The sequence below is a fragment of the Frankia canadensis genome (assembly GCF_900197875.1).
In the GTDB taxonomy this organism is placed as follows: Bacteria; Actinomycetota; Actinomycetes; order Frankiales; family Frankiaceae; genus Frankia; species Frankia canadensis.
The window spans coordinates 1-12,395 of the sequence record NZ_FZMO01000135.1 but is presented as its reverse complement, the minus strand read 5'-3'; the positions used below and the strand labels follow the sequence as shown (position 1 = coordinate 12,395).

Below are 12,395 nucleotides of genomic sequence, written 5' to 3'. Positions count from 1 at the left end.
GGGAAGGGGACGCTCGTGACCGTGGACGTGTCGGCCCCAAGTCGCGTGCAGACAGTCCTGCCGCGGGCGCTCGCCCGGCTGCGCGCTTCATCGGGAGCCCATCTCACATTCGGTGGAATAGTCGCACCGCATTCCGGTCGATTGACCGTGACGAACGTGGACGGACCGGCGCCGAGCGGACTGCTCGGTGCCTCCGTCCCGCCAGGCACGGGGATCGGCGGTCAGGTGGTGCGGCATTGCCGCCCGGTCGTCATCAACGACCCGGCGGCGACGAGAAGGGTTCTGCGCTCGACTGTCGCTCCGATCGAGGGCAGTGAGCTTGGAGCGATTCTCGCGGTGCCGGTCAGCATGGGAGGCACGGTTGTCGCCGTGCTGTACGGAGCCATGCGGACCGAGGCACCGTTCACCGAGGCCGCCGTACGGGCGGCCATTGCGACGGCTCGTCTGATGGAACGTGAGCTGGGTGTGGCTGCCGCACATGGGGAGTCAATGTCGCCGACGGTGCCCGCCGGGCACCGTCCGCCCACCGTGATACGCCAGGTGGGTGCCGTACCACTGCCCCGTTCGCCCGGCCAGCCGCAGGAGAGTCTTCGGCTGGCCTACCGGGAGCTGCAGGAGGTCACCGAACATGTGGCCGACCCGCTGCTGCGGGGGCGGATCGGCGGCGTGTCGGAGCTGTTGCGCGGGCTGCTGGACCAGGATCCCAAAATCGGCGGTCGGCTGGCCCTGACACCGCGCGAACTCGAGGTGCTCGCGCAGGTCGCGCTGGGTCTGTCCAACGTCGAGACAGCACGCCGACTCACCGTCTCACCCGAGACGGTGAAGGCCTACCTGCGCAGCATCATGCGCAAGCTCGGTGTGCGTAACCGGACGGCCGCGGTGCATGCCGCGCGCCAGCTGGGAATGTTGCCCTGAGCTGACAGTGCGCCGCCCGCCTGTCGGCCGCCGGGTCACCCGTACTCGGCGGCCGACAGGCGGACGCGGCGTTCACGCGGCATTCAGGCGGCGTGGAAGGGCTGCCCGGCCCGCCGTCGTAGGCCCTGAGCCACCTGCGGTGAAGGCGTCGCGGACCGGCCGGCTCCGATCGACGGACCCAGCGCGACCAGGTCCGATCGGCCGGCTGACGACACTGCCTGAACGGGGCCGGTGCGACCCGCTCCGCCGCACCGGCCCCGCCGTCGCCCGCCCGCCGCACCGACCAGGGAGGTGCGGCGGAGCGGACGTCTCGTGGCTGGTCAGTCGCTCGTGGCGCGCTGACCAGCGAGTCCCAGGGACGCCTTGAACCGGTCGGCGTACATGTCCGCCTGGCACTGGCCGGACAGTTCCTGGATGGCCTTCATGATCTGGTCCGTCGCCTCCCGCTGCGCCGCTCCCGCGCCCTCCTCGGGCATGATCGGGAACCGTAGCGGCGTACCGAAGCGCAGGTACACGCGGCCGGACCGGGGGAGTCTGCGGTCCAGGGGCAGGACCTGGAAGGTGCCGACGAGACCTACCGGGATCACCGGAGCGCCAGTGGCCATCGCCAGGCGCGTGACGCCTGACCTGCCTCGGTACAGGCGTCCGTCCGGCGAGCGGGTTCCCTCGGGGAAGATGCCCAGCAGCTCGCCCTGACCGAGCGCGTGAACGCCGGCCCGCAGGGCCGCACCCGCCTTGCGCTGGTTGTTGCGGTCGACGGAGATCTGGCCGGTGGCGGCGACGAACAGCTTCCCGGCCAGGCCCCGCAGACCCGGGGTGTTGAAGTACTCACTCTTGGCCAGGAAGGTGACGCGCCGGTCGGAGGCCAGCGCGATGAACGCCGAGTCGAGCGCCGACAGATGGTTGCTGGCGATGATGGCAGGACCATCGGCAGGAATGTTCTCGAGTCCTTCGACCACTGGATGCCAGAAAGCACGGCACACCGGACTCAGTACCTTCTTCATGCACGTGTAGACGATTTTCGACCGGGTGTCGGACCGATGTACCTCGAGCCCGGCAGGTCCACCGTCGCGCGGTGCTGGAGCAGGGTACGGAACCGAAGTGTCCCGCCGTTCCATGGTCTGAACCTGAGGCATTGCCGTACCACCTTCGAGATTGGCCCCCCGGCATTCCCTCCCGTCAGTGGTACGCGGCCAGGCGTGATGCCCCTCGGGTCTCCTGCCCCGGCCGGTCGGATTCCGCGTACGGAATGCTTGGGCGCCGTTGGCCACACCTTTACCTCCCCCCGTACGGGGGTAATTCGGATTCGATGCCCGTGGGCGGGTCTAGCTTCGGGGTAGCGACCGGGACGTCCTCGCCGCGCAGTACTTCCGCCAGCCGGCCGTCTCGGCGAACTCGTGCGATCACCGGGCCTTCGGGAGATCGATCGATGCGGGGGTTGCTCGGAAGGGAGCGTCATGCCGTTGTTCGCCGATTCGGCGCCGCAACGCCATTCCCGCACGGATTCCGCGACCTCTGCCGCGCTGACCCACGGAGCCGGCGGGGAGGAGGACGGGGACGGCGTGGAGGACGACCGCTGGACCCAACGCCTGCCCGCCCGGCCCGGATCAGACGAGTCCGGGCCGCCGGTCGCGCCGCCGCGGGTGATGGCCTCCATGGCCTCCATGGCGGGTGTTCCCGCGCCGCGGCGATCCCTGTTCACGGTCGCGGCCGATGTGGCGGTCCTGCACCGCGGGCGGTTGCTCGCCGCCGCCTGCCTGCTCGTCGTGGTGCTGCTGCCGTGGAACGCGGGCATCTACCACCAGCTCGCCACCGGCGGCTTCTACGCGCCCTCCGACGGGTCGACCCGGGCCGAGCAACTGCTCGACGCCGAGTTCCCGGACGCGCCGCCCAACGTGGCGGTGATGCTCACCGCCGCGGAGGGCATCGACGGGCCGACTCCCGCGCACCTCGGCCGCGAGCTGACCCGACAGCTGAGCGCCGAGCCCGGGGTGACGTCCGTCCTGTCCTACTGGCCGAACGGCTCCGCCGCGGGCAACGCGCTGCTGAGGTCGAAGGACGGTCGCTCCGCGCTCATCGTGTTCCGGCTCACCGGCTCCGAGGATCACATCCAGACTCAGGTCGAGCGCCTGCACGCGCGGTACTCGCATCTGGGACCCGGCGTGATGGTCCGCTTCGGTGGCGCGCCCGCCGTCATGCGGGACGTGACGGAACGCAGCAGAACCGATCTCGAACGCGGCGAACTGACCGCGGCGCCGCTGGTGTTCCTGCTGCTGCTGTACGCCTTCGGCACGGTGGCGGCGGCGATGCTCCCGGTGCTGGTCGGGGTCGTGTCCGTCGTGTCGAGCCTGGCCCTGTTGCGGTTGGCGGCGACGGTGACCGACATCTCGGTCTTCTCGGTGAACCTGACGACGGCCCTCGGCTTCGGCCTGGCGGTGGACTACAGCCTGTTCATCCTGCGGCGATTCCGGGAGGAGCAGGAACGCGGCCTGTTCCCGGGAGCGGCGCTGCGCCGCACGCTGGAGACGGCCGGGCGGACGGTGTTCTTCTCCGGCGTGACGGTGGCCCTGTCCCTCACCGCCGCCCTCGTCTTCCCGCTGTACTACCTGCGGTCGTTCGCCTTCGCCGGCGTCATCGTGGTGGTCGCCTCCGAGGTCGCGGCCCTGCTGGTGCTGCCGGCGGCGCTGATGCTGCTGGGCGACCGGCTGGATCGTGGGGACATCCGGGCGGCCCTGCGCCGTGCCCGGGCGGGCCGGCGCGGTGCGGCGGGCCCTCGCCACGCGGTCGATCCCCGGGCGAACCTGTCCGGCGCGGGCCGTGGTTGGACGGCACTCGCGCGGCGGGTCATGCGCTGGCCACTGCTGTACGGCGCCGTCGCCGTCGGCGTGTTGCTGCTGTGTGCCGCGCCGCTGCGCGGCCTCAATCTCGCCCTGGCCGACGACACCGTTCTGCCGAGCACCGCGGAATCCCACGTCGTGAATGACGCGATGCGCTCCGACTTCGTCGTCTGCCTGCCCTGTCAGATTCCGATCGTCGTCCCGGGAGTGGACGCCCGGGACCCGGCGAACGCGGCGCGGCTCACCGACTACGCGAGCCGGTTGTCCGCGCTGCCGGGCGTCGCCCGCGTCGACACGGTGTCCGGCGGCTTCATGCAGGGCAGACAGGTCAGCGAGGCATCGGCGGCCACGACGGGATATGTCGGCACCCATGGCGGTGCCTGGCTCGCGGTATGGCAGTCGGACACCTCGCCGGTGTCGGCGGCGGCGAAGGACCTCGTCGGCCGACTGCGGGCGACCCCGGCACCTTTCGGCGTGCTCATGGGCGGTCTCGCCCCGCATTTCCTGGACACCGCGGACACCATCGAGCGCAGCCTGCCGCTCGCCTTCGCGATCGTGATGTGCGCGACCTTCCTGCTGTTGTTCCTGTTCACCGGCAGCGTCCTGCTTCCGCTGAAGGCGATGCTCCTGAACTCCCTGAACCTCGCGGCGACGATCGGTCTGCTCACGTTCATCTTCCAGGAGGGTCACCTGCGGGGGCTGGTGGGCGACTTCCAGGTGTCGGGCACCCTGGAGATGACCAGCCCGGTGCTGATGTTCTTCATCGCCTTCGGCCTGAGCATGGACTACGAGATCTTCCTGCTCGCCCGGATCCGCGAGGAGTACCAGCGCACCGGTGACAACACCGAGTCGGTGGCGGTCGGGCTGGGTGCCACCGGGCCGCTGATCACCAGCGTCGCGCTCGCGCTCGTCGTGGTCATGGTGGCCCTGTCGACGTCGCACATCAGCATGATCAAGCTGGTCGGCGTCGGGCTGACCATCGCGATCACCCTGGACGTCACGGTCGTGCGCGCGATCCTGGTGCCGGCGTTCATGGCGCTCGCCGGCCGGTACAACTGGTGGGCGCCGCCCGCGCTGCGGCGTCTGCATGATCGCTTCGGGCTGCGCGAGGACGGCGAGGAGGCGACGCCGGGGCCCGCCCACCGGGTCCGGTCGCCGGAGTCGCGCAGGTTCTCCGGCCCGACCGGCATCACTCCCGGCCGCCGGCATGGATCAACCGGCGTGCCCGGCGGCGCACGCTATGCCCTGCCGCCCGGGCCGTCGGCCATGCGGTCGCCCGACGGCGATCCGGTCCTGTCCCGGGACGAGGAGGTCTCTCTCGCGCCGGTCGGCGCGGGCGCGGCCTCGTCCCTGCTCGCGTCGGATCTGGCGGAGCCCTGGCACGGCACCTACGTGACGATCGAGGACCCGACCGCGGGCGGGTACCGCGATCCCGGGACCAGGCGGACCACCAGGATCCGCTATCGGCGACCGGGCGACGAGGACCCGTGGGACGCGGTGTCCCAGGCCCCGACTCCGACCTGGCAGTACTACCACCGCCGACGGTGGACGGCGGACAGCCCGCCGCCGCCGGTCGTGACCGGGGCGCGGGGATTCGTGCTCGGCGGCCTCGGCGTCACCGACGCCACGGTGCTGGACGCGGACCTCTACCAGTGACCGTGCCGCTGTCGGTGGCCGTGCCGCTGTCGATGACCGTGCCGCTACCGATGACCTTGCCTCCATCGATGACCTCGGCGCATCCGTACACGTAGTCGTTCGGAAGGATGCCGGCCCACCCTCTTACTCGGGGCGCACATCCGATGGCATAGCGTGCCCGTTGTCCCCGGCTCGCTACCCAGAGGATTCGTCATGCCCACCGCCGACCGGTCAGCACCCGTTCCACCGACGACCATGATCTCCCGTCGAGGCGCCCTGCGCGTTCTGGGTGTGGGCGCCGGGGGGTGGACCGCCGCGATGCTGGTCGCGGCCCCGCCGGCCCACGCCGGCGGCATCGTGCCGGCGGGCGTGGCGGTGGACGGGCCGGACCTGGGCGCACTGGTGCCCGAGGCGGAGACCGTGGTGGACATTCCCCGCACGTTGACGGCGACCAGTGTCGGCCTGGGACCGGCGAGCCCGGTCTTCCCGCCCAGCTTCGTGGCGGTGCGCTGGTGCGGACCCGCGGGCCCCGGCGGTCCGCGGATCCGCCTGCGCCGCCCGGACGGTGCCTTCGGCGCCTGGTGCCCGCTGAGCGTGGGGTGCCCGGCGGAACGCGACGACCCGTCGACCACCGTCCCGCCCGTGCACGCGCTGCTGGCCACGGCGCGCACCGGCTCCGGGCGGACGCCGACGACCCGTGGCTACGAACTGTGGATGCCACCCGGGGCGACCGGTGTCGTGTCGACCGCGCTGAACACCACGTCGGGGCCGTGCCAGCGGGTGCGGGTTCCGACCGTGTCGGTGCGGGCGGCGCTGAGCGCGGTCGCCGGACTCGCCCACGCGCTCGAGACGCCGGCCGGGACAGGGCGGTCCGGACCGGGGCCGGCGAGGACCGCGCCCCGGACCGCGCAGAGAAGTCCGCTGAGCGCGGGTGACGTGCCGGGAGCGACGGCCGGCCCGCTGGTACCGGCACCCACGGCGGCGGCGCCGACGCCGTCCGCGCTCGGACTGCGCTACCTGCCCCGGGCCGCCTGGGGCGCGGACGAGTCCCTGCGGCTCAACCCCGCGACCGGCCAGCCCTGGCGGACGACCTACTACCCCGGGCAGGTCGTGACGGTGCATCACACCGTCACCCCCAACGACGACCCGGACCCGGCCGGCACCGTGCGCGCGATCTACCACTTCCACACGGTCGACCGCGGCTGGGCGGACATCGGCTACCACTTCCTCATCGACGAGCAGGGGACCCTGTACGAGGGCCGCTGGTCCGGCTCCGACACCGTCCCGGCGCACCGGCCGGACGGCCAGGTGGTCACCGGGGCGCACGTCGGCGGGTACAACGCGGGCAATCTCGGCGTGGCCCTGCTCGGCGATCTGCGGCCCCGGCCGCCGTCCGCCGCCGCCCGCCGCTCCCTCGTCCTGGTGCTGCTCGCGCTGACCGGCGCCCACCGGCTGAACCCGGTCGGCACCGTCGACTACGTCAACGCGGCCAGCGGTGCCCGCCGGCGGGTGCCGGCCATCAGCGGACACCGCGACTGGATGGCGACCGAATGCCCGGGCGGGGCCGCGTACTCGGCGCTTGCGCGGATCCGTCTCGACGTGGCCCGCGCGTCGCTGTGATCCCGCGCCCGCCGTCCTCCTGGCGACCGCTGGTCCGGCCGCCGGCTCAGCGCACCTCGGTGAGGGTGCCCGTCTCGACGGCGTAGACGAAGCCGCGCACGGCATCCCGGTGCGGGATGAAGGGGCTGGCCGTGATGCGGGCGATGGACTGGCGCACGTCGTCCTCCAGGTCGGTGAAGGTCTCCACGGCCCACGGCGGGCGGATGCCGGTCTCGCGGGCGATTCCCGCCCGGAACTCCTCGTCGGTGAAGGTGAGCATGCCGCAGTCGGTGTGGTGGATCAGGATGATCTCCCGGGTGCCCAGCAGCCGCTGGCTGATCGCGAGGGAACGGATCTCGTCGTCGGTCACGACGCCGCCGGCGTTGCGGATGACATGCGCGTCGCCCTCGGCGAGCCCGAGCAGGCCGTAGACGTTGAGCCGGGCGTCCATGCAGGCCACGACCGCGACCCCCAGCCCGGGCGGCAGGGGGAGGTCGCCGGCGGTGAACGTCCGGGCGTAGCGCTCGGCGTTGGCGAGCAGGTCGTCGGTGGCGGTCATCGGCGCTCCTCGGGGTGGGGTCATCCGACATGGTGCCGGTCGGGATGGTCGACAATCGGTACGCCATCGCCTCCGTGTGCCACATCACATCAACGTGTTCTTGACCGTCTCACCTCGGCGTACACAGAGTGTGAGCGTGCGGACTTCCCTTTCGTTGACGTGCCGCCGCTGCATCGACCACGGGCACGCCGGCTCCAGCCGCTGTCGATGACCTGAGGGCCTGCCCGCCCGTCGCCCCGAACCCGCCGCTCGAGCCCGCCGCTCGTGCAGGGCCCGTCGTGCCCTGCGCCGCGGCGGGGGACGGTCTTGCCGACCGTGTCCGAGCAGGCCGCCGCGGCGCCTCGGGGATCTCTCAACCCGTCCGACACGGGCATCGTCCCGACGCCCTCGACCGCCGCGGAGGATCCTCATGCCCAGGCCGACCAAGCAGATCCACCTGGCGGCTCACTTTCCCGGGGTGAACAACACGACGGTGTGGAGCGATCCCGCCGCCGGCAGCCAGATCGACTTCAGCTCGTTTGCCCACCTGGCCCGCACCGCCGAGCGGGCCCGCTTCGACTTCTTCTTCCTGGCCGAGGGGCTGCGCCTTCGGGAGCAGAACGGGCGAATCCACGATCTGGACGTGGTCGGCCGCCCGGACACCCTCACCGTCCTCGCGGCGCTGGCCGCGGTGACGGACCGTATCGGTCTCGCCGGCACCATCAACTCCACCTTCAACGAGCCCTACGAGGTGGCCCGCCAGTTCGCCAGCCTCGATCACCTCAGCGCCGGGCGGGCCGCGTGGAACGTCGTGACCTCCTGGGACGCCTTCACCGGGGAGAACTTCCGCCGCGGCGGCTACCTGGCGGAGGAGGATCGCTACGACCGGGCCCGGCAGTTCCTGCGCACCGCCGTGGAGCTGTTCGACTCCTGGCCGGCCGACGCGGTCGTCGCGGACAAGGGCACCGGCGCGTTCCTGCGGCAGCCCGGTCCCGGGGCCTTCGAGCACCACGACCGCTTCTTCGACATCCACGGCCACTTCACCGTGCCGCGCGCACCGCAGGGCCGGCCGGTGATCTTCCAGGCGGGCGACTCCGACGCGGGCCGCGAGTTCGCCGCGTCCTCGGCCGACGCGATCTTCAGCAGGCACAGCACCTTCGAGGCCGGCCAGGCGTTCTACGCCGACATCAAGGGACGCCTCGCCCGCCACGGCCGCCGTCCCGAGGAACTGGTGGTCCTGCCGGCAGCGACGTTCGTCCTGGCCGACACCGACGCCGAGGCGCGCGAACTGGCCGCGGTGATCCGCCGCCAGCAGGTCAGCGGCGCGACGGCGATCCAGTTCGCCGAGCAGGTGTGGAACCGCGATCTGACCGCGTACGACCCGCACGGACCGGTGCCGCTGGTCGACCCGCTGCCCGGCACGAACACGGTCGCCCAGGGCCGGGCCAGCGTGCGGATGTACGACGACCGGCTGGAGACCGCGCGCCGCTGGCGGGAGCTGGGCGAGGCGAAGAAGCTGTCGCTGCGCGATGTCGTCATCGAGGTGACCGGCCGGCAGTCGTTCATCGGTTCCGCGGCCACGGTCGCGGAGACGATCAACCGATTCGTGCAGGAGGACGCGAGCGACGGGTTCATCCTCGTGCCTCACATCGTTCCGGGCGGCCTCGACGAGTTCGCCGACACGGTCGTCCCGCTGTTGCAGGAACGAGGCGTGTTCCGCACTGACTACGAGGGCAGCACCCTGCGTGAGCATCTCGGCCTGCCGGCGCCGGCCTGACCGCCGGCGCCTGTCCTGAGCGCCACCGCGTCGGCCCGGATCGCCGAGGCGGCCCGCGAGACGGGCCCGACGCGGTGCCCGCAGTAGGTGTCAGGAGGTGGCCCGGACGGCGGTCGTGATCAGTCCAGCAGGCCGATCTGACGGGCGGTGTGGACGGCCGCGGTGCGGTTCCGCACGCCCATCTTGCGCATGATGCTGCGCATGTAGGTCTTGACGGTCTCAGCCCGGATTGTCAGCTGCTCCGCCGCCTCGATGTTGGAGCAGCCGGTCGCGACGAGCGTGAGCACCTCCATCTCGCGCAGGGTCAGCCGGAAGGGTGGCGGCTTCGCCGGCGTCGGCGCCACCGGCTCACTGCGCAGCAGCGAGTAGATGCGCAGGATCCGCCGTCGCAGGTGGGGTGTCGTGAGCTGGGCGCTGAGCTCCAGGAGCTCGACCTGGGCCAGCCGAACCCGTTCCCGCTGGGTCCGTGCGTCGGACGGTGGGCTGTCGGCGGTGAACGGACCCGACGCTCGGTCGAGGCCGGCGCCCATGGACCGTTGCGGGCGGACCGGCATCGCCGCCGGGTCCGATACCACTGGGGCCATCGTGCTCCTCTCCTGTCCACTCCGGTTTACCGACCGCTCCGCGTTCCTGCTGCCGACCAAACGCTGGTCGGCCGGTGGATTCCTCCGAGGGTCGGACGTCAGATCAGCCGTACACCACCTTTGTGGGCGGCCGTGCATGGTCCGACCCCGGTGGAAGTGAGCGCGCCGTGACCTCTGCTCCCTCCGGGCTCGGTAGCCCCCGCCCGGCACCCACTGTCGGCTACGTCAAAAAGGTTATCCCGCTGACGGGCCATGGCGTCAATGGCATGCGCTCCGATGTGTGAGAACAGGCCGCCCGGTCGGGCCCGGTCAGATCAGGATCCTGAACTCGTCACGGCAAGGTTCGCCGCGGCAGCCCTGATCGATCGGGCGGCCGGGCTAAAACGGTTCTCCCAGGTAATCCGATCGTGCCTGGCGATGCTTTGCCGCGGCAACTGCAGACGGCCCGGTCGTTCGCACGGTAATCACCGCGGCCGCCGGCGGGAATGGACCGGCCGCCGGGAGCTGGAGTGCGCGGCCCGCGCCGGCGCCCCCGGGTTCGTCCGCGGCCGGCGGCGGGCCGGAGGGCGACGCTCCCGACCGGCCGAGGCGAGCGGCCGCCCGCCCCCCCGGCAGGGCTCGGCGATCCCACGGTGGCGCTGTGCGGCCGGCGCGGGCCGGCCGACCTCCGCGGGCCGGCCGACCTCCGCGGGCCGGCCGACCTCCGCGGGCCGGCCGACTGTCGAGGGGCCACCGCCCTGCCGCTTCCGGTGGTGCCGCGCCGGGAGCGCACCTGGGTCATATCTCCACCGATGAGGGCCGCCGCATTACCGAAATCGGGCGGCAGCGTGGGAGAACCCGCCGGCCGCTTTCAGCCTTTTCCCTTCCTCTCGCCCGCCCAGGCGCGGCGGCGGGAAAGAGGGAGCCTGCTCGGGTGACGCCTCGCGGGTATGCGTGGAAGGTAGTCCTCGACATGGTTGTCCGGCGCCGCCTCCAGATTCCTTCCGCGGTTCTCGGAGGCGGCCCCTGAAGGCCGGACGAGGATCTTTTCCGGCCCGCCGGCCGAGTATTTTCAGGGCGCCACCTGGCGTCCGGTGAAGGCGGCGAGTACCGCGCCCCTGGACCGATGTTCCTCGGTCCGGCGGGCGGGGCGGCGATGTACTGGAATGAGAATTCGGCCGGCGGCGGTCGCCACGGGCCCTGATGCGCGGGGCGGTGGCGGAACCGGAGCGTGAAACGCGCCGCGGCGCGGCCGGGTCCTTCCGTCGGGCCGTCCCGCGCGTGGCGCCTCGGCGGGCCGCGGGTTCGCTGACTGGGCATCGCGCCGCGGTGCGGCGGCCGGCGTGCCGCGGCGGGTCGGACAAGGGTGCCGCTCGCCGGCCGGAGCCGGCGGATCGGCCGTGCGCCGCATCGGGAGGTGTGACGCGATGGGCCGGTCGGCCTTCCCGCACATCGCGGCGCATGCTGTCCGTCTGCGGTGGGACGGTTCCGCGACGTCACCGGAGATTCCCGCCACGCCGCGCATCCGCTTTACCGACCATCATTGTCCGATGTGCGGAAACGTGGGATGCGTGGCGGCCGCGGCGGCGTTCCGCGCGCCCGTCCCGGGTGCGCCCGCGTCCCGGGCCCGGAATGCGCCGCCGGACGCGCCGCGGACGGGGCCATCAATGTCCCGAGAAATGAGAGCAATGCTCGCGTCTTCCGGTGGTGTCGGACGCTGACGCCATCCGTGCATGGCCACCGCGGCGGGGCGGCCGGGAAGGGCCGCCGGAGGGAGCAGACCCGTCAGGACGTTGTCCCGATGTCTCCTACCGTTCCCCTCATCCGACGGCCCCACGGGCGCGCGGGTCGGTCCGGAGTCGGTGACTCCGTCAGGAGTGGGCGACCACCCGGCCGGTCATCGACTCGGGCAGAATGCGCACCCAGTGCGGATGATCGATACGGTCCGCCCAGGGCGCGAGGCCGGTCGCCTCCAGCCGTGCCAGCCCGTCGGGATCGCGGACCGCGACCGCCCTGCCGTTGATCAGTACGCTCCAGCCGGTCCGCGCGACCGGATCGTGCCCGTCGACCTCGAACCCGACGGCGTGCTCCTCGAGGGCGGCGGCGAGCTTGGACCCGGTCGCGGTCCGGAAGGCGATCGCCTCGCCGTCCAGCACATAGTTGACCGGCAGGACGAGGATCTCCCCGTCCGCCTGGAAGGCGACCCGGCCCACCTGCTCCCCGCCAAGCAGCCACCGGCAGGTGTCCGCGGGCAGCACGCCACCTCCGGCATGATCGAGGGACATGGCTCCGCCGGTGCCGGTGCCGGCCTCAGGTGCGCTCGTGCTCGTGGATGTCATCGGATTTGCGCCGTGGATGCTCTGGCCTTCAGGCCGGAGAGGAAACGGCGCCTCATGCTGGAGCACATGGGCGGTCCTTTCTGTAGAATTGGAGTATGACCCGCTACCGTCTCGTTCCGGCGCCTGAACACGTCGCTGGACTTGAAGAGCACTGCGGGCATGCGCGGTTTGTGTGGAACCTTGCCGTGGAAC

At 72.0% G+C, this 12,395-nt stretch carries 9 protein-coding genes; 5 read left to right on the top strand and 4 right to left on the bottom strand.

The features are described from left to right. The first annotated feature begins 15 nt into the window (after window positions 1-15). Window positions 16-915, top strand: coding sequence for a LuxR C-terminal-related transcriptional regulator (locus C1A33_RS13220; RefSeq protein WP_101831816.1), 900 nt, complete (start codon window positions 16-18; stop codon window positions 913-915). Window positions 916-1,235: 320 nt separating this feature from the next. On the opposite strand, the gene C1A33_RS13215 is transcribed toward C1A33_RS13220, so the two are convergent. After that, complete coding sequence (locus C1A33_RS13215; RefSeq protein ID WP_243407498.1) at window positions 1,236-1,919, bottom strand: lysophospholipid acyltransferase family protein; 684 nt, start codon at window positions 1,917-1,919, stop codon at window positions 1,236-1,238. Between the two features lie 453 nt (window positions 1,920-2,372). Between C1A33_RS13215 and C1A33_RS13210 the strand changes: the two genes are divergently transcribed. Both C1A33_RS13210 and C1A33_RS13205 read left to right on the top strand, forming a co-directional pair. Next, entirely contained in the window at window positions 2,373-5,408 is a 3,036-nt protein-coding gene (locus C1A33_RS13210; RefSeq protein ID WP_243407497.1) for an MMPL family transporter, read from the top strand. A 192-nt stretch (window positions 5,409-5,600) separates the two neighbouring features. Further along, the gene (locus tag C1A33_RS13205; protein WP_101831814.1) at window positions 5,601-7,007 is read left to right on the top strand and encodes a peptidoglycan recognition protein family protein; all 1,407 of its coding nucleotides are present in this window, start codon (window positions 5,601-5,603) and stop codon (window positions 7,005-7,007) included. Window positions 7,008-7,053: 46 nt separating this feature from the next. Here the strand turns inward: C1A33_RS13205 and C1A33_RS13200 are convergent, their stop codons facing one another. Beyond that, window positions 7,054-7,545, bottom strand: a complete 492-nt coding sequence (locus C1A33_RS13200) for a beta-class carbonic anhydrase (protein ID WP_101831813.1) — start codon at window positions 7,543-7,545, stop codon at window positions 7,054-7,056. Between the two features lie 409 nt (window positions 7,546-7,954). Here C1A33_RS13200 and C1A33_RS13195 point away from each other — a divergent pair, with 409 nt between their 5' ends. Then, window positions 7,955-9,301 carry an NtaA/DmoA family FMN-dependent monooxygenase gene (locus C1A33_RS13195; RefSeq protein ID WP_101831812.1) on the top strand — a complete coding sequence of 449 codons (1,347 nt, stop codon included), beginning with the start codon at window positions 7,955-7,957 and terminating at the stop codon, window positions 9,299-9,301. Between the two features lie 119 nt (window positions 9,302-9,420). Here the strand turns inward: C1A33_RS13195 and C1A33_RS13190 are convergent, their stop codons facing one another. Together C1A33_RS13190 and C1A33_RS13185 are read right to left on the bottom strand one after the other, a co-directional pair. Further along, window positions 9,421-9,885, bottom strand: coding sequence for a helix-turn-helix transcriptional regulator (locus tag C1A33_RS13190; protein WP_101831811.1), 465 nt, complete (start codon window positions 9,883-9,885; stop codon window positions 9,421-9,423). A gap of 1,850 nt (window positions 9,886-11,735) precedes the next feature. After that, the gene (locus tag C1A33_RS13185; RefSeq protein ID WP_101831810.1) at window positions 11,736-12,203 is read right to left on the bottom strand and encodes a pyridoxamine 5'-phosphate oxidase family protein; all 468 of its coding nucleotides are present in this window, start codon (window positions 12,201-12,203) and stop codon (window positions 11,736-11,738) included. Between the two features lie 95 nt (window positions 12,204-12,298). On the opposite strand from C1A33_RS13185, the gene C1A33_RS13180 reads away from it, so the two are divergent. Continuing rightward, window positions 12,299-12,395, top strand: a 97-nt coding sequence (locus C1A33_RS13180) for a helix-turn-helix domain-containing protein (protein ID WP_165818360.1), incomplete at its 3' end; no start/stop codon positions are given.